Raw genomic sequence first — 17,616 nt, forward strand, 5'->3', positions numbered from 1 at the left:
CTGACGCGTAACCGGTCCTGAAAGGTCTTTGAATGACCCGATCCTCTTCGGCTACCGATCCTGTTCGCCCGCCGATGGCACTGCGCTGGCTTCGCCGGATCAGCAGTCTTGTCTGGTGGCTGGTGCTGGCCGCGCTGGTGTTGCTGGCGTTGTATGTCGGACTGGGGCGTCAGCTGGTCGGTCAGATCGACCGCTATCGTGACACGCTGACGACTCAACTGGCCGATCAGCTCGGCCAACCCGTGCGGATTGAGGCGCTCCGGGGCAGCTGGGAGGGGCTTGACCCGGTTGTGCGGGTCGACCGACTGCGACTGATGGACACAGAGGAGCCGACCGAGCGGGCCCTGACCCTGCGCCGACTGCGGATTCGTCCGGATGTTGTGGGGTCATTGCTGGCGGGCCGGCTGGTGTTCCGGGACCTGTCGGCAGACGGCCTGGACCTGACCATTCGCCAGTCCCGAGGCGGTAATCTCGGTGTGGACGGCGTTCGACTGGTCCGGCCTGAAAAGCTGCCCATCCGCGAGATCATCCGCACCGAGCCGCGGATCAAGCGCTTGATCAGCCGGGCTGGCGAATGGCTGTCGAATCCCTCAATCCGAATCAATCAGGTCGACCTGAGTCTGGCCGTTCCTGGCCAGCCGGATCAGACGTTTTTCATTCCCCGGCTGGTGCTCGGCTTTCATCAGGGCACTTTCCGCGCCTGGGGGCGTGTCATGAAGCCCCGTTCCACCACTCAGCTCCTGCGGTTCCACCTGGAAGGAGACCGGTTCTTCCGGGGGGAGTTCAATGGCCGTCTCTTTGTCGACGTCGATTCCGGCCGGTTATTTGATCCTTTGATGCAGGAGTACAGCTGGCGAGGCCTGGAGGTGGCGGGCTTTGATCTGAGCGGCGAGGGCTGGCTGCATTACACCGATGGTGCGCTCCAGCGCGTCAATGCGAATCTGGAGATGCCCTGGTTGCAGCTCCGGCGGAACGGTGAGGACCGCCCCCCCATTGAATCCGTCTCGGCGCAGATTGGGTGGGTTCCGGCTTCGTCCGGCCCGGGGCAAATGGTGATTGAAGAGCTGACCTGGCAGTGGGATGGGCGCAAGGGTGGCCCCGTGGATGCCTTCTGGGCCCGTCGCGAAGCCCGTGATCAACTCTGGTTCAGTGAGTTGCCGGCGGGTCTGGTAATGGCCATGGCGGAAGCGTTGGCGCCCATGCCGCAATCGCTGCGCGACACCCTGGCGAACTACCGGCCCGGGGGACACCTCACCGACGTGCGGGCGCAGTGGCCTGCGCCAGATGGCGGTTTCACGCTCGGTGCCGGCCTGGACGCCGTGTCCGTCCGTGCCCACGATGGGGCGCCGGGCGTGCAGAATCTGGATGGACGCCTGAGTATGACTGCCCGGAGCGGGACGGTCGTCGCCGATGCCCGCGATATGACCCTGAGTTTTCCCAAGCTGTTTCGGGGGCCCTGGACGTTCCGGCAGGTTGAGTCGCAGGTACGCTGGACGATTGACGAGGGAGACATCCGGGTATGGTCCGACCGGATCGACATGGATTACCAGCAGGGCACCACCTTCCAGGGTGCGTTTGACCTGCGACTGAACAACCCCGGTGACGATGTGCTGTCGATGCGGATCGACACACGCGATGCCCAGGCCGCCATGCTGGCGGATTTTCTACCCGCGAGAGTGATTGACCGCGAATTCTACGATTGGCTGACAGGCGCCGTGGAAAGCGGGCGAATTGCTGAGGGGCGGTACTATGGCCACGGTAATATCACTCCGGGCTCGCCGGATGGCAGCTTCACCAGCAGTATGCAGTACCGCCTGGAAGACGCCCGTATCCGTTATCAGAACGATTGGCCCGCTCTGGTCGGCACCGATGCCGATATTGCTGTTCAGGGTCGTCAGGCACGCATTCGCGTTGATCAGGCCCAGACTGGGGATCTTGCCCTCAAACCCTCTTTGATCCGTGTGGATGGCCGGCCGGATCCGGCCATTGTGACCGTTGAAACCGGGGGGCGGTTCGACGGCGCCGCAGCCCGTCAGTGGCTGTTGGCCTCGCCTCTGTCTTCGTCCCTGACGCCGCTCCGGAATCTGGCGTTCAGTGGCCCCTTCTCGGCCGATGTGGCTCTCACGCTGCCGTTGTCGGACGACGCTTCGCCGGATCTGGACCTGACGTTTGCTCCGGATGGCATGGCCATTCGCTGGCCCGATCCTGCCTTGTCCTGGCAGTCCCTGACCGGCACCGTCCGGTACCGGTCCGATGATGGCTTCCGGGCCGGCGATCTGTCAGCCCGTTTTTTGGGCGAGCCTGTGAGGGTCACACTGGCACGGCCTTCGCCGGAAGCATTCCGGCTGCACCAGCAGGGCGCGATCGACATGGGTCAACTGAGCGATCAATTGGGCCGGGCCTTGCCGGGGCTGGAAGGGCGTATGGCTTACGATGCGGTCCTGGAGGCCGGGGGCGGGCGTGGTCCGAGGATGAGGTTGTCGTCTGGCCTGGATGGTGTTCAGGTTGACTGGCCGGCGCCACTGGACAAGGCGCGGGGAGCGGCGGCTCCCATCGATCTGATGCTGGACTGGTCGACGTCGAAGGCGAGGCGGCTGTCGGTGGACTGGCCCGAACGGCTGGGCGTGCGAGCGCGCCTTCCAGAAACCGGACCACCGTGGGTTCATATGACCGTGGGCGGCGGAATGGTGGAAGCGCCGAAGGGCGCCGGCGTGCGCATTACCGGGCAGTTGGAGACACTGGATGTCGCAGACTGGCGGAGCGCCCTGGCGCGCTTGACGTCGGACAACGCGTCCGGCGGCACCGCGTTGCGCTCCGCCAGTCTCTCGGTGGGGCAGTTCGTGGCGGGAGATCTCTCGTTCGAGCGGCTTGGCATCGAAGCGGAGCGTTTGTCAGAGTCCTGGGAGCTGGCACTGTCCGGTCCGGACATGAGCGGGACCATCTCGATACCGGATGGCCCGTCGGAAGCCGTCGATGCCCGGTTCGACCGATTGGCGCTGAGCGCCGGGGATGATGCCAGCCGGGCCTCGGCAACTGAGGATGACACCATGCCCCGGTTTTTGGCGCTGTCCGTCGCCGACTGGCCGGATGTCGACCTGACGGTTGAGCAGTTGCAGCAGGGGAGTCGGAACATGGGGCGCTGGTCGTTGCAGATGCGTACCGGGACGGACCAGCTGACGATTGATCCGCTGACCGTACGGACCGGTTCCATGGCGTTCGAGGGGGAGCTGTCCTGGGCGCTGTCGTCAGACCGGATGCACGAAAGTACACGGCTCGACGGTCGCTTCAGCGGTGAGAACCTGGCGGACCTGAGCGCCTGGATTGACGGCAGTATTCCGGTGCGCAGCGAGAAAACCCGCGCGGAACTCCGTCTGAACTGGCCCGGAGGGCCCGCGGATCTTGATGTTGCGGAGCTTGGGGGAGATCTGAGTTTTCGCCTTGAGAACGGGGCGATCCTGGAGCAGGGCAACACCGCCCAGATGTTCCGCGTCTTTGGCATTCTGAACTCTGACACGCTCTGGCGGCGGTTGCAGCTGGACTTTTCGGATCTCTATGAAGCGGGCGTGACGTTTGATGCCATGTCCGGCAAGGCGCTGATCCGTGGTGGGGAACTGACCTGGCAGCCGGAAATGCAGATTGCCGGGCCCTCCGGCGCATTCCGTCTGACCGGCCGGACGGATCTGGCCACCGAGGCGCTGGACATGGAGCTGGTGGTCGTCCTGCCGCTGACCCAGAACCTGCCTCTGGCGGCGGTGCTTATGGGCGCGTCCGCTCCGATCGGTGGTGCCCTGTTCGTTCTTGATAAACTGTTGGGGGATCCGTTAAGCAAGCTGACCAGCGCAACTTACTCGGTTCAGGGCACCTGGGATCAGCCCCGGGTGAACATGAAGACGGTGTTCGACACAGGTGGGGAGTGATATGAGCGATCAGCGTGTGGCTGTCATCCAGATGGTGAGTGGACACGAACCTGAAACCAACCTCGCCGACGCCAGCCGCCAGCTGGAACAAGCCCGCGATGCGGGTGCCCGGGTGGCCGTGCTGCCGGAGAATTTTGCGGTGCTGAGCACACGTCAGATGCTGGAACGGGGCCAGTCGGAGATCTCACCCGATGGCCCAATCCGGCACTTCCTGGCGAGCGAGAGCCGTCGTCTGGGACTCTGGATTGTGGGTGGGTCGCTGCCCGCCGCTGTGCGGCCCGACGGCAGCCCGATTGAGGACCGGGTCCGGGCGGCTTGTTTCGTGTTTGATGACAAGGGACAGGAAGTGGCTCGCTACGACAAGATCCACCTCTTCGATGCGGAAGTGTCGGATGCGCAGGGCCGTTACCGCGAGTCGGACACGTTTGAGCCGGGGGAGTCGGTGGAAGTCATCGATACCCCGGTCGGGCGCCTTGGGCTGGCGATCTGCTACGACCTGCGTTTTCCAGAGCTGTTCCGGGCATTGCGGGAACGGGGTGCGGAGTGGGTGACCCTTCCCAGCGCCTTCACCTATCAGACCGGCTTCGCCCACTGGCACCCGCTGATCCGGGCCCGGGCCATCGAGAATCAGGTGTGGATGGTCGCCCCGGACCAGGGGGGCTGGCACTCCAGCAAGCGTCGGACCTATGGTCACTCGATGATCGTGGACCCCTGGGGTGCCGTCATTGCTGAGGCCGACGAGGGCCCGGACATCCGAACGGCCGATCTCGATCCACAGACCCTGGCCGGGTTGCGCGAGCGCATGCCGGTGTGGGGGCACCGGCGTTTGTAGCAAGAGAGTGTTGGCCACGGAAAGACACGGAAAGCACGGACGAAAAGTCGCAAGTCATAAGCCGCCCTCGTTCTCAGCGCGTGAGAGAAGCTCGATTGTGACGTGCCGTGTCGTTTTTCGCCCGAAGGGCGTTTCCGTGCTTTCCGTGTTCTTCCGTGGCAGATCGGTATCATTTCCCTCGTCTGCTCACGATTCTTCGCCTATCCGTACAACCAATCATCACCCGGGCTCGCTAAGTCCGCTATAATACGGGCGTTTCGTCGAAGTCCCCGTGAAGGTGGGTGATCCATGTCCGATATCCTGGAGAAAAGTCAGGCCCGTCAGCGGCTCCGCACCCTGGGAGAAGCGCTGGACAGTGGCGCGCTGCAACAGGTGGCGCGGATTCTCAATGGTGGCCTGAGTCCCAGTGATATCGCTCACCTGCTGGAATCCTCGCCCCCGCGCCAGCGTGCGGTCCTCTGGAACCTGGTAGACAAGGACCTGGAAGGGGATGTCCTTCAGTACCTGAATGACGACATCCGGAGCTATTTCCTGAGCAAACTGAATGCGCAGGAACTGGCGGCGGTGATTGAGGACTTCGAATCGGACGACCTGGCAGACCTGCTTCAGCAGCTGCCTGATGCGGTGATTCAGGAAGTCCTGGACACCATGGATGCCCAGGACCGGGAGCGTGTCGAAGAAGTCCTGTCCTACCCGGAGGACACGGCTGGCGGCCTGATGAACACGGACACCGTGACGGTGCGTCCGGACATCAGCATTGATGTGGTGCAGCGTTATCTGCGCCGTCACCGGAGCCTGCCGCCCATGACCGACAGCCTGATCGTGGTCAACCGCAAGGATGAGTACGTGGGGGTGATGTCGCTGACCCGGATGCTGGTATCGAGCCCGAGCGCGACGGTCCGTGAAATCATGGACACCGATGTGGAACCCATTCCCGTGACCATGCCGGACAACCGCGTTGCCACCCTGTTTGAGCGGTACGACCTGATTTCCGCGCCGGTCGTGGGCGATAATGGCAAGCTATTGGGGCGGATCACCATCGACGACGTCGTTGACGTGATTCGTGAGGATGCCGATCACTCGCTGATGAGCCTGGCCGGTCTCGATGAGGACGAGGACACATTTGCTCCCATCTTCCGCACCAGTCGGCGTCGCGCCGTGTGGCTGGGTGTGAACGTGGTGACCGCCTTCACCTCAGCCACAGTGATCGGTCTCTTTGAAGGCACCATCCAGAAAGTGGTGGCGCTCGCGGTTCTGATGCCCATTGTCGCCAGTATGGGCGGCATCGCCGGCAGTCAGACCCTGACGCTGGTGATCCGGGGCATGGCTTTGGGGCAGATCAGCCGGGACAACCTGCGCTGGCTGTTGAACCGGGAGTTTCTCTCGACCATTCTCAACAGCCTGCTGTTTTCGGTCATTGTTGCCGGGGTGGCGGTAGCCTGGTTTGGTCAACCCACCATCGGGCTGGTGATCGGGCTGGCGTTGATCATCAACCTATCCATCGCTTCAGTGGTGGGGACGCTGTTGCCGCTGTTTCTAAAGAAACGCAATATCGATCCGGCTCTGGCCGGCGGGGTGGTGTTGCTGACAGTCACAGACGTGATGGGCTTTCTGTCTTTTCTCGGCCTCGCGACGATTTTTTATGGATAAAAAGACACCATGAGCGACGAACACGATCGCCCGGACGACCCTGAAGAGTCGGGCACGGAATGGGTCAGCAAGACCCAGCGGAAACGGGATATGGAGGAGTTACAGCGGCTTGGTCGCCGGTTGACCGAGCTGCAGGTGGATCAGGCAGCGGGCATGCCGATGAGCGACCGCTTGCGGGATGCCGTCGCCGAGTCCCAGCGGATCCGCAAACGTGAGGCTCGACGTCGCCACCTCCAGTACATCGGCAAACTGATGCGGGAGGAGGAGCACCTCGACGACCTGATTCGTGGCATCGAAGCACTCGATGCCGGCAGCGCCGAACACACCCGGCGCCACCATCTGGCGGAACGCTGGCGGGAACGGCTGATCGGGGAGGGCAATGAGGCGATGAGCGAGTTCATTGCCTACTGCCCGGAGACCGACGTCCAGCACCTGCGCAACCTGGTCCGCAACGCCAAGAAGGAGCGGCAGGACAACAGGAACATCGGGCAGGCGAAGAAGTTGTTCCGGTATCTGCGGGAGTGCATCGACGAGCAGGAGAACTGAAGGGGTTGGCCACGGAAAGGCACGGAAAACACAGAAACGCCCTGCGGGCGAACAGTCAGTCGTTGGTTGGGCTGTTTGTTCCGTGCTTTCCGTGTTTTTCCGTGGCGACCACAGTCGGTTGCGGGGCTTACTCCCCCTCCCCAAAATAATCGTCAATCAACGCCACCAGCGCCTCCCGGGCCTCCTCCTCATCGTCGCCGTCAATAATCAGGTCGATCTCGGTGCCCTGACTGGCGGCGAGCATCATGACGGACATGATGCTCTTGCCATCCACAGTCTGCTCGCCCTTGCGGATTTTGACGTCGCTGTTGTATTCCGACGCCGTGCTGACCAGCTTTGCCGCGGCCCGGGCGTGGAGTCCGAGTTTGTTGATGATGGTGATGGGCGTTTCGATCATGACGAGCCGGTCCCCTGCTGAGTGGTATGCAGGTGGGGCAGCTCCGTGTGGCGGATCTGGACGTTGCTGTACTGCTGCTCGAAGTGGCGGGCCAACTGATCGCAGACATACACCGAGCGGTGCTGACCGCCGGTGCAGCCGATCGAAATGGTCATGTAGCTGCGATTGCTGTGCCGGAAGGCCGGTAGCCATTGCTCCATAAACCCGGTCAGGCTCGCCAGCATGTCGGTTGTCGCGCTCTGCTCCCCCAGAAACTGCTGAATCTCCGGGTCGAGGCCGGTAAACCGTCGGAGACTCTGATGCCAGTAGGGGTTTGGCAGACAACGGACATCGAACACATAGTCCGAGTCCAGCGGCACGCCGTGCTTGTAGCCGAAGGACTGGAACAGCAATGCCAGTTCCTGTTCACGGCGCCCGACGATGCGTTGGCGGACCATGTCCCGGAGCTCGTACATCGACAGCTCCGTGGTATCAATGTGCAGGTCCGCCAGTCGCGCGATGGGTTCCAGCAGCCGTTTCTCGTGATTGATGGCTTCCCGGAGCGACGTGCGTTCATCGCTCAGTGGATGCTTGCGTCGGGTGGCGTGAAAACGCTGCAGGAGTGAGGGGTCAGAGGCGTCCAGGAAGATGGTCTCTACCTGCATCTCGGACTGCCCCAGGCGCTCGTGAATGGTCTCGAAGTCACTGATCTCATCCGCGAGGTTTCGCGCGTCGATGCTCACGGCAATATGACGGAGCCGCTTGGGGGAGGCCTGGGCTGCCTGTTCGGTCAGGGGAAACAGCAGCCCGATGGGCAGGTTGTCGATACAGTAATAGCCCAGGTCCTCGAGGACGTGCAGAGCCGTACTTTTGCCGGAGCCGGAGCGGCCGCTGACGATGATCAGTTTCATGAGATTCCTCTCAGGACGATCGGGTCATTTCGCGATAGAGGCTCTCCGAGTCTTCGCACTGACGGAGGCGCTCACAGAAGGTGCGATTATTGAAGGTCTCCGCCAGTTGGCTCAGTAACTCCAGATGTTCGCTGGTGGCCTCCCGAGGCACAATCAGGGTGAACACCAGATCCACGGGCTGATGATCAATGGCGTCGAACGAGATGCCATCCTCAAGGGTCATCAGGACACCGACCACCCGGTCGCAATTCTCCAGGCGACAATGGGGAATGGCGATCCCCTCTCCAATGCCCGTGCTGCCGAGGCGCTCCCGGCTGATCAGATTGTTGAAGATCCGCGTGGATTCCAGTTCCGGGTACTGACGCGCCACGTTCTCGGCGATCAGCTCCAGAATGCGTTTCTTACTGGTCCCGGGCACACCGCACAGGGTGAGCTCCGGGGCCAGGATGGACTCAATGGATAAAGAGGTTTCCGTCATGAGTGGACTGCAATCCCCTGACAGCGTGTTTAGCGACCAGCCGCGCCATGCATGCGATCAACTTTCTTCTCCTTGTGCTTGAGAATCTGTCGATCCAGCTTATCGATCAGAGCATCGATGGCCGCGTACATGTCGCCGCTTTCGGCCTCGGCGTGAATATCACCACCGACCACATGGAAAGTGGCCTCGGCGAATTGACGTTGTTTCTGGACAGCCAGGGTCACCTGGCAGGTGCTGATGTGATCAAAGTGACGTTCGAGCTTCTCGAACTTTTCGGAGACGTAATCTTTCAGTGCGGGTGTCAGTTCAACATGGTGACCTGAGATATTGAGTTGCATACGCTTCTCCTGTTGTCGAGCGAGCCAGCGCCGAGTCTGGCCTGCGTCTCCACCGCCGGACCTACCCGGCGGTATTTTCGAGTGCCGGTTCGTCTCACACGAGCCGGCTCCGCACCCCGTCAAACGAGACGCTTACGCTCGTTCGACGGTGGAATATGCATGGCCTCGCGATACTTGGCGACGGTACGCCGTGCCACCTTGATGCCCTGATCTCCGAGCAGAGCCGCAATCTTGCTGTCGCTGAGAGGCTTCTTTGGCGTTTCCCCGGCCACCAGTTTCTTGATCATGGCACGGATTGCCGTGGACGAACACTCCCCGCCCTCATCCGTGCTCACGTGGCTGGAGAAGAAGTACTTGAGTTCGAAAATGCCCCGGGGGGTGTGCATGTACTTCTGGGTGGTCACCCGTGAAATGGTGGACTCATGCATCTCCACGGCCTGGGCAATATCGGAGAGAATGAGCGGCTTCATCGCCTCCTCGCCGTGATCCAGAAAGCCCTGTTGGTGTTCGACGATACGGGTCGCCACCTTCAAAAGCGTTTCATTACGACTCTGGAGACTCTTGATGAACCACTTGGCCTCCTGCAGCTGATCCCGCAGGTACGTGTTGTCGGAACTGCTGTCTGCCCGGCGGATCATGGCGGCGTAGGTCGCGTTGACCCGAATGCGCGGGGCAATCTCCGGGTTGAGCTCAACGCGCCAGCGGCCTTTGTCGCGCTTGACGACGACGTCCGGGACGACGTAATCCGGCTCGCCTGAATCCAGCACGTCGCCCGGGCGCGGATTAAGGGTCTGGATCAGTTCCAGAACGGACCGGAGCTGATCCTCCTTGAGGCGGCTCCGGCGCAGCAACTGCGTGTAGTCGCGGTTTCCGAGCAGGCTGATGTAGTGACTGACCACGCGCTGAGCCTGGCCGAGCCAGGGGGTCTCCGGCGGAAGCTGGTTGAGCTGGATCATCAGGCATTCCTGAAGATCCCGGGCATAGACGCCAGCGGGATCAAAATGCTGGAGCCGGCGCAGCACCGCCTCGACCTCATCCAGCTCGAGTGGGTCCTCGTCCTCCTCATTCGTCAGGCCGGAATGGATCTCTTCCAGCGGCATGGTGAGGTAGCCATGAGAGTCCACAGCGTCCGTTAACGCGTGAGCGATGGCGCGATCCCGCTCGGACATGGGGGTCAGGTTGAGCTGCCAGTGCAGATGGTCCTGGAGCGTCTCGCTGACCGAGTTGCGGGATTCGAAATCGGTGTCGTCGTCCTCGGCCCGGGGGGCGGGCGCCGGTGCCGATTGATAGATGTCGTCCCAGGCCGTGTCAACCGGCAGGTCATCGGGAATCTCACTGCTGCTGTCACCGGCAGAGGCGGTTGGCTCGGGAGCGTCGTCCCAGTCGCTCTCGTTGTCCGATGAGTCGTCGTTGCGATCCGTGTCCTCGCTGGCGGCATCGGCCTCATCGTCCTCGCCATTCTCCAGCATGGGGTTGGATTCTAGCGCCTGTTGAATCTCCTGCTGAAGATCCAGCGTGGACAGCTGTAACAGGCGGATGGCCTGTTGCAGCTGGGGCGTCATGGTGAGTTGTTGGCCCAGCTTCAGCTGTAAAGACGCTTTCATTACCATCTATCAGGTCCTGACAGTTCTATGGAGCTTTGTGTCTCGTCTGATCAAAAAATTGACCGGGCGGAAGACGCAAGGTCCCTGTACCGCATGAGCTTTCATGGAAATCCGCGCCGGAAAATGGGCGCGGCAAGCAAAATCTTTGCCGAAGTCTACTGGCATGGCCACCCCAATGACAATATCTGCACTGTCAGTCTAGTCATTTGTGTCCAATCTGGCGATTCAAGACCCCGCCTGAGACATCACAACCGGAACTCATCACCCAGGTAGACATCCTTGACCTGCTGGTTGGCAAGAATGTCGTCGGCTGCCCCGGAGGCAATAATATGGCCCTCGCTGACGATGTAGGCGTTTTCGCAGATATCCAGCGTTTCACGGACGTTATGATCCGTGATCAACACGCCAATGCCCTTGTCTCGCAGGTGGCGGATGATCTGCTTGATATCGCTGACCGAAATCGGGTCCACACCCGCGAACGGTTCGTCCAGCAGGATGAACGCCGGTTCCGTGGCCAATGCCCGGGCGATTTCCACGCGCCGCCGCTCGCCGCCGGACAGGGCCATTCCCAGGCTGTCCCGGATGTGGGTGATATGAAACTCCTGTAACAGGCTTTCCAGCTTCTCGTCCCGGTCCCGTCGTTTGAGGTCCTTGCGGGTTTCAAGAATGGCCATGATGTTGTCCCGTACGCTCAGCTTGCGGAAGACCGACGCTTCCTGAGGCAGGTAGCCAATGCCGGCCCGGGCGCGGCCATGCATGGAGTAGGCGGTCAGGTCCCGGTCATCAATCCGGACCCGACCCTGATCCGCCGGAACCAGTCCAACGATCATGTAGAAACAGGTGGTCTTGCCTGCGCCGTTGGGGCCGAGAAGCCCAACGATTTCGCCGCTGCGGATCTCCAGGGACACGTCCTTGACCACACTGATATGCTTGTAGCTCTTTGCCAGATTGCTCGCACGCAGGACCGCCATCAGCGATTGTCCCCGCTCTGGTTGCCCGGCTGGATAATCATCTCCACGCGCCCGTCCGGATTGGTGTCGCTGCCGGTGGCGGTGACCACCCGTTTGGCCGTGTCGTAATCAATGCGTTCACCGCGGAACACATTGCCGGCCTGGCGAATGACGGCCTGTTGGCGCAGGAGGATGCGGTTGTCCCCCGCCGAATAGATGATGACGTGGGCTTCGGCATCCGTTTTCGGGCGGTCATTGCGGGCGGGCTGGGTGTAGTGGGCGGGCTCGCCGGTCGCCTCAATCTGTTTCAGGACACCGTCTTGGCGATGCAGGACCACTTTCTCTGCCGTTAGTGTCGTTTCGTTCTGGCGAACGATGACATTGCCCGTGTATGTCGCTTCGCCAGCGCCTTCGTCGATCCGGGCATGGTCGGCGTTCACCCGGATCGGCGCGTCCGATTGCAGATCGAAGGCACCGGCGAGGGCGGGCATCATCAGGCCGAGCAGGGCGATAAGAAGTCGGGCCCCGACGCGCGGGAATGGGTCATGGCGATGACGAGCGGAGGTCATAACGTCCTTCTACCTGTGACTGAAGCTCCAGAACCCGGTCGTCAATCCAGCCCTTGAGACCGACGGCGTGCGTCACACCACGGGGGGAGTCCAGCACGACCGGGGCGTCAGTGTGCACAATGCGGCGGCGGTTATCCAGTGTCAGCCGGTCGCTGCTCAGCCGAGCCTGGGCGCCGTCATCCAGCGGCCGGGTAATGGCGACATTGCCCGAGAGGTGGAGTTGTTCCTGATTGCGTTCGTAGCGTCCTTCTGCCGCCTCCAGCACCCAGGGTTGCTCGGTGCCGGTGTTTCGGATGACCGCACGGGGGGACATCAGGTGGGCCACCTTGCGGTTATCGAACTGCTCAATGCGTTCGCTGTGGAGTTCGCTCTTGAGAGCACCATCCTCGGAATAGGAGCGGAAAACGCCGTTGACGACAAAACTGTCCGGCTCGTCCGGGCCCCGCAGGTCTGCAGCACTGTCGGGGTGGCTCTGTTCATCGCTTTGCCACAGCAGGGCAACCAGCGCCATCGCAATGACAACAATCAGCAGGTGGCGCAGTCGGGGTATTTGCTGGCGCAGCGACATGGTGGCGCCCTCAGACCATGGTTTCGTAGGTCTGGTGGATGTCGGCCAGCGCCTCATGGGCCTGCAGGATCAGATCGCACAGCTCGCGTACTGCGCCGTCCCCGCCTGCTGTCTCCGTGCAGAAGTCGGCCTGCGCACGGACGTACCAGTGGCCATTCGGAACACTGGCGCCCAGCCCCGCCAGGCGAATGGCGCCAAGGTCCGGCAGATCGTCGCCCATATAGGCGACGGCGTCCGGGCTCAGTGACAGTTCATCCAGCAACTCCCGCAACGCAGCCGCCTTGTCCGACCGGCCCTGACGCAGGTGAGTAATGCCCAGGTCCTGCATCCGGCGTTCGGTCAGCGGTGACTGACGACCGGTTATGACCGCCACCGCAATACCGGCGCTCTGGAGCTGCTTGATGCCCTGGCCGTCGAGGCTGTGGAAGGCCTTGATCTCGTCGCCGGAAGCGGAGAAATACAGCTTGCCGTCCGTCATGACACCATCGACATCCAGGGCAAGCAGGCGAATGTCAGCGGCCTTGGTGATCAGATCTTCAGGCAGTGGACGCTCCATGGCGACTCCTTGTTCGGTAGTTGGGTTCCTGTCACAGCACGCCAGCGCGCAGCAGGTCGTGCATATTGATGGCCCCCACCAGCACATTGTGCTGATCGGTCACGGGCAGGGCGTTGATGCGGATGTCGTCCATGATATTGAGCGCTTCCGCTGCCAACTGCTCGCGTCCGATGGTTCGTCCGTTGCGCGTCATAACATCGGCGATGGGGGTGGTGTGCACGTCGACGTTGCGGTCCAGGGTGCGGCGCAGGTCGCCGTCGGTGAAGATCCCAATCAGGTGATCGTCGTCATCGACAATGGTCGTCATACCGAGGCCTTTGCGGGATATCTCCAGAAGCGCGCCGCTCAGACGCGTGTCCGGCGAAACGCGAGGAATTCGCTCGCCGGTGTGCATGATGTCATCGACCCGCAGTAGCAAGCGTCGCCCAAGACTGCCGCCCGGATGGGACAGCGCGAAGTCTTCGGCGCTGAAGCCCCGGGCTTCCAGTAGCGAAACGGCCAGCGCGTCCCCCATCACCAGCGTCGCGGTCGTGCTGCTCGTCGGTGCCAGGCCGAGCGGGCAGGCCTCCTGTGGCACGCTGATGTCCAGATTGGCGACGGCCTCCCGCGCCAGTGTGGACGCCGGGTTGCCCGTCATGCTGATCAACGGCGCCCCCATGCGTTTGATGAGCGGCAGGATGGTGAGCACTTCAGAGGTGTTGCCGGAGTTGGAGATGGCGAGCACCACGTCCTGGCCGGTGATCATGCCGAGATCGCCGTGGCTGGCCTCCCCGGGATGAACGAAGAAGGCGGGCGTACCGGTGCTGGCGAGAGTGGCGGCAATCTTTTTGCCGATGTGACCGGACTTGCCCATCCCGGTCACGACCACGCGTCCCCGGCATGCGATGATCGTGTCGCACGCCCTGTCGAAGCGCTCGTCGATGCGCTCGGTCAGTGCGTCGATGGCCTCACGCTGAATGGCAATGGCCTGTTGTGCGGATTGGCGGTAGCTCCTTGGCGTCGACATCCTTGCTTAACCTCCCCGGGCTGCCTGATAGAGCACAATGGAATAGCCGATGTAAATGACCAGCAGTATACCACCCTCGAAACGCGCCAGTTTGCCCTTCTTCTGCATGCTGTAGGCGAAAATCGCCAGCAGCACGGTCAGTCCCGCCATAACGGCATAATCCCGATACAACGCTTCCGGGTCGATGGTCAGCGGGTTCAGCAGGGCCGGCATGGCAAGTACTGCCAGCAGATTGAACAGGTTGGAGCCGACGATGTTGCCCAGTGCCACGTCGTGATGGCCTTTCAGGGCGCTGGCCACCGAAGCCGCCAGCTCAGGCAGGCTGGTGCCGATCGCAATGATGGTCAGGCCGATGACCAGCTCACTGACGCCCAGAGTCAGGGCCAGCTCGGTTGCGCCCCACACCAGCATACGGGAACTGGCGATCAGCAGTACCAGCCCGACGGCAAACCACATCACGGCCCGTCTGGTGTCCAGTTCGGGCATTTCCTCCAGCTCTTCAACAAACTCGGGGGACTCCCCACTCTCTGAGCCTTTTGCCAGAAGTGTCAGGGCGACCACAAGCATGACGAGAAACATCAGGCCGTCGATCGGTGTCAGTGACAGATCCATAAGGAACAGGAGCGCCGCGCCGGTAACGGCGAGCAGGATCGGAAATTCTCGCTTGAGGACAGCCCGGCGCAGCGGAACCGGTGAGACGAGGACGGTAATCCCGAGGACCAGGCCGATGTTGGCGATATTGGAACCAATGGCGTTACCGACGGCCATGGCGGGCGCATCGGTCAGCGCCGCCGTAGCGGAGACCAGCATTTCCGGTGCGGAGGTGCCAAAGGCGACGATGGTCAGCCCGATCAGCAGGGGCGGCATGCCCGCATTGCTGGCAATGCCTACTGAGCCCTCGATGAACCGATCAGCACTCCAGATCAACAGAATCAGACCGACGATAATGGCCCCAATGAAGGGAAGCAGTGACATGCAGACGCTCTCGAATCCAGTGGTGTGACGATACCGTAATGTCAGGCCAGCGAATGAAACAGACGGGATGCTGGTTGCACCCGGTCACCCCCTGCCGCGTTCCGGTCGGCGTAGGAGGGCGAATTGTGCGGTACAGGATGAGCGGTGGCAACATCGGCCCGGTTGTTCAGATGGTTTGATCAGAACGGTCAGTTAAACCTGATTGAGGTCTGTGGGGAGTTGTCATACTGTACGCCTCTGTTGATAGGGATCAGGACCATGTCATGACCGAATCGCGGCCTTACATCGAGATCCGCGACCTTGTGTTCCAGCGCGGTGGAAAGACCATCTTTGATGGCATCAACCTTGACATCCCGCGTGGTCAGGTGACGGCCATCATGGGGCCCAGTGGGACAGGGAAGACGACACTGCTGAAGCTGATCGGTGGACAGCTCCGCCCGGACAGCGGGTCGATCCATGTGGATGGTCGGCCGGTTCATGAACTGAGCCGCAAATCGCTGTATGCGCTCCGGGCGCGGATGGGCATGTTGTTTCAGAGCGGCGCGCTGTTCACGGATATCAGCGTCTTTGAGAACGTCGCCTTTCCCCTGCGGGTGCACACGGACCTGCCGGAAGACATGATCCGGGATATCGTTTTGATGAAGCTTGAAGCCGTCGGGCTGCGCGGGGCCCGTTGGCTGATGCCCTCCGAGCTGTCCGGCGGTATGACCCGGCGCGTGGCGCTGGCCCGCAGCATTGCGCTCGACCCGGAACTGATCATGTACGACGAGCCGTTTACCGGCCAGGACCCGATTGCCAAAGGGGTGTTGGTGGAGCTGATCCGGAATTTGAATGACACCATGGGGTTGACCAGTGTGCTGGTGTCACACGACGTCCCGGAATCGCTCAGCATCTGCCACTATGCCTGTATCGTTGCCGATGGCCGCGTGGTCGGCGAGGGCACGCCACAGAGCCTGGAGCGTCACTCTTCGGAGCGCGTTCGTCAGTTCCTCAATGGCGAGCCGGACGGGCCCGTTCCCTTTCACTACCCCGCTCCCGACATGGCGTCCGATGTACGCCGGGGAGGCGCTCTGTGATCGACCGGGTCGCCTCGTTGGGGCGTGGCGCGTTTGATCTGCTCGCCGCCATCGGGCGGGCGGCGTCATTGCTCTGGGGCGTGCTGTATGCCGCGCCGAAGCCGCGCACAGGGTTCCCTTTGCTGGTAAAGCAGATCTACCGGGTTGGCGTTCTTTCGCTGGCAATTGTCGTTGTGTCCGGCCTGTTTATCGGAATGGTGCTGGGGCTGCAGGGGTACAACATTCTCTCCGACTATGGGTCTGAGCAGGCGATCGGGCAGATGGTTGCCCTGACGCTGGTGCGGGAGTTGGGGCCGGTGGTCACGGCGTTGCTGTTCGCCGGTCGCGCCGGATCGGCGTTGACCGCGGAAATCGGTCTGATGAAAGCCACGGAGCAGCTTTCCAGCCTGGAAATGATGGGTGTGGATCCGCTGCGCCAGATCATCGCGCCGCGGCTCTGGGCGGGCTTCATGACGCTGCCGCTGCTGGCGATGATTTTTTCAGTGGTCGGTATCTGGGGTGGCATGCTCGTTGGTGTCGACTGGCTGGGCGTCTTTGAGGGCTCCTACTGGTCCAACATGCAGTCGTCCGTCGATTTCCTGGACGATGTGGTCAATGGCATCATCAAAAGCGTGGTGTTTGGCCTGGTCTGCACCTGGATCGCGGTTCACCAGGGCTATGACTGCGTTCCCACATCCGAGGGAATCAGCACCGCGACGACCAAGACGGTTGTTTACTCGTCCCTGGCTGTGCTTGGTCTCGATTTCATACTGACAGCCGTCATGTTCGGAGATTTCTGATGCAACAGAAAACAATGGAAGTGGTGGTCGGGAGTTTCGTGCTTGCGGGTATCCTCGCGCTCCTGTTCCTTGCGCTCCAGGTCAGCGGTCTGACGCCCCGATCAGCAGATGCCACCTACACGGTGTACGCCAACTTCAACGATATCGGCGGTCTTTCCGAGCGCGGTATGGTGTCGATGGCCGGCGTCACGGTGGGGCGTGTGTCCGCCATCACGCTGGACCCCAAGACGTATCAGGCCCGAGTCGCCATGGAAATCCGGGAGGACTACCGGATCATTCCAACCGATAGTTCCGCGATCATCCGCACATCCGGGTTGTTGGGTGAGAAGTACGTCGATATTTCCATTGGGGCGGACCAGCAGACCATGGCCGATGGAGACACCTTTTACGGCACGCAGTCCGCCCTGAACCTGGAACGACTGATCAGTAACTTTGCGACCGGCCAGTAGTCGCGAGAAATCCTGAAGCGAGGGTAGGAGAAGGCC

At 61.8% G+C, this 17,616-nt stretch carries 18 protein-coding genes; 7 read left to right on the forward strand and 11 right to left on the reverse strand.

Features of this window, described 5'->3' with window-relative positions; all coding sequences use genetic code 11:
* Positions 1-32 precede the first annotated feature (32 nt).
* The 4 genes from C8D92_RS12660 (at position 33) to yjgA (ending at position 6,945) form a co-directional block, all read left to right on the forward strand.
* On the forward strand, positions 33-3,917 hold the full coding sequence (locus C8D92_RS12660) for a YhdP family protein (protein WP_116919560.1): 3,885 nt from the start codon (positions 33-35) through the stop codon (positions 3,915-3,917).
* A 1-nt stretch (position 3,918) separates the two neighbouring features.
* A complete protein-coding gene (locus C8D92_RS12665; protein WP_095610749.1) occupies positions 3,919-4,749 on the forward strand; it encodes a carbon-nitrogen hydrolase family protein in 831 nt (276 codons plus the stop codon).
* Between the two features lie 288 nt (positions 4,750-5,037).
* The gene (gene mgtE, locus C8D92_RS12670) at positions 5,038-6,399 is read left to right on the forward strand and encodes a magnesium transporter (protein WP_095611616.1); all 1,362 of its coding nucleotides are present in this window, start codon (positions 5,038-5,040) and stop codon (positions 6,397-6,399) included.
* A gap of 9 nt (positions 6,400-6,408) precedes the next feature.
* Entirely contained in the window at positions 6,409-6,945 is a 537-nt protein-coding gene (gene yjgA / locus C8D92_RS12675) for a ribosome biogenesis factor YjgA (protein WP_095611615.1), read from the forward strand.
* Between the two features lie 127 nt (positions 6,946-7,072).
* Here yjgA and C8D92_RS12680 read toward each other — a convergent pair whose 3' ends face one another.
* The 11 genes from C8D92_RS12680 to C8D92_RS12730 all read right to left on the reverse strand — a co-directional run bounded on the left by C8D92_RS12680 (position 7,073) and on the right by C8D92_RS12730 (position 15,276).
* Positions 7,073-7,342: an HPr family phosphocarrier protein gene (locus tag C8D92_RS12680; RefSeq protein WP_095611614.1), complete on the reverse strand. Its 270-nt coding sequence runs from the start codon at positions 7,340-7,342 to the stop codon at positions 7,073-7,075.
* Positions 7,339-8,232 (reverse strand): RNase adapter RapZ, encoded by an 894-nt coding sequence (gene rapZ / locus C8D92_RS12685; protein WP_095611613.1) that lies wholly within the window; start codon positions 8,230-8,232, stop codon positions 7,339-7,341. The genes C8D92_RS12680 and rapZ overlap by 4 nt, the downstream gene beginning before the upstream one ends.
* Positions 8,233-8,242: 10 nt before the next feature.
* Positions 8,243-8,710, reverse strand: a complete 468-nt coding sequence (gene ptsN, locus C8D92_RS12690; RefSeq protein ID WP_095611612.1) for a PTS IIA-like nitrogen regulatory protein PtsN — start codon at positions 8,708-8,710, stop codon at positions 8,243-8,245.
* 29 nt (positions 8,711-8,739) lie between these two features.
* A complete protein-coding gene (gene hpf / locus C8D92_RS12695) occupies positions 8,740-9,048 on the reverse strand; it encodes a ribosome hibernation-promoting factor, HPF/YfiA family (RefSeq protein WP_095611611.1) in 309 nt (102 codons plus the stop codon).
* Positions 9,049-9,167: 119 nt separating this feature from the next.
* Positions 9,168-10,652 carry an RNA polymerase factor sigma-54 gene (locus C8D92_RS12700; protein ID WP_095611610.1) on the reverse strand — a complete coding sequence of 495 codons (1,485 nt, stop codon included), beginning with the start codon at positions 10,650-10,652 and terminating at the stop codon, positions 9,168-9,170.
* 245 nt (positions 10,653-10,897) lie between these two features.
* Positions 10,898-11,623, reverse strand: coding sequence for an LPS export ABC transporter ATP-binding protein (gene lptB / locus C8D92_RS12705; protein ID WP_116919561.1), 726 nt, complete (start codon positions 11,621-11,623; stop codon positions 10,898-10,900).
* Entirely contained in the window at positions 11,623-12,171 is a 549-nt protein-coding gene (gene lptA, locus C8D92_RS12710; RefSeq protein ID WP_243402442.1) for a lipopolysaccharide transport periplasmic protein LptA, read from the reverse strand. The genes lptB and lptA overlap by 1 nt, the downstream gene beginning before the upstream one ends.
* Positions 12,146-12,739 carry an LPS export ABC transporter periplasmic protein LptC gene (gene lptC / locus C8D92_RS12715; RefSeq protein WP_165819276.1) on the reverse strand — a complete coding sequence of 198 codons (594 nt, stop codon included), beginning with the start codon at positions 12,737-12,739 and terminating at the stop codon, positions 12,146-12,148. The genes lptA and lptC overlap by 26 nt, the downstream gene beginning before the upstream one ends.
* A 10-nt stretch (positions 12,740-12,749) precedes the next feature.
* Positions 12,750-13,295: a KdsC family phosphatase gene (locus C8D92_RS12720; protein WP_116919563.1), complete on the reverse strand. Its 546-nt coding sequence runs from the start codon at positions 13,293-13,295 to the stop codon at positions 12,750-12,752.
* Positions 13,296-13,326: 31 nt separating this feature from the next.
* Positions 13,327-14,301, reverse strand: a complete 975-nt coding sequence (locus C8D92_RS12725; RefSeq protein WP_095611606.1) for a KpsF/GutQ family sugar-phosphate isomerase — start codon at positions 14,299-14,301, stop codon at positions 13,327-13,329.
* A gap of 6 nt (positions 14,302-14,307) precedes the next feature.
* Entirely contained in the window at positions 14,308-15,276 is a 969-nt protein-coding gene (locus tag C8D92_RS12730; RefSeq protein ID WP_095611605.1) for a calcium/sodium antiporter, read from the reverse strand.
* Positions 15,277-15,539: 263 nt separating this feature from the next.
* Between C8D92_RS12730 and C8D92_RS12735 the strand changes: the two genes are divergently transcribed.
* Genes C8D92_RS12735 through mlaD form a run of 3 tightly spaced genes read left to right on the forward strand, consistent with a single transcriptional unit; the run spans position 15,540 to position 17,580 of the window.
* The gene (locus tag C8D92_RS12735) at positions 15,540-16,352 is read left to right on the forward strand and encodes an ABC transporter ATP-binding protein (protein ID WP_095611604.1); all 813 of its coding nucleotides are present in this window, start codon (positions 15,540-15,542) and stop codon (positions 16,350-16,352) included.
* Positions 16,349-17,131 carry a lipid asymmetry maintenance ABC transporter permease subunit MlaE gene (mlaE, locus tag C8D92_RS12740; protein ID WP_095611603.1) on the forward strand — a complete coding sequence of 261 codons (783 nt, stop codon included), beginning with the start codon at positions 16,349-16,351 and terminating at the stop codon, positions 17,129-17,131. The genes C8D92_RS12735 and mlaE overlap by 4 nt, the downstream gene beginning before the upstream one ends.
* Positions 17,131-17,580 carry an outer membrane lipid asymmetry maintenance protein MlaD gene (gene mlaD, locus C8D92_RS12745; protein ID WP_095611602.1) on the forward strand — a complete coding sequence of 150 codons (450 nt, stop codon included), beginning with the start codon at positions 17,131-17,133 and terminating at the stop codon, positions 17,578-17,580. The genes mlaE and mlaD overlap by 1 nt, the downstream gene beginning before the upstream one ends.
* Positions 17,581-17,616 lie beyond the last annotated feature (36 nt).

The sequence above is a fragment of the Tamilnaduibacter salinus genome, assembly GCF_003096655.1.
Classification (GTDB): Bacteria; Pseudomonadota; Gammaproteobacteria; order Pseudomonadales; family Oleiphilaceae; genus Tamilnaduibacter; species Tamilnaduibacter salinus.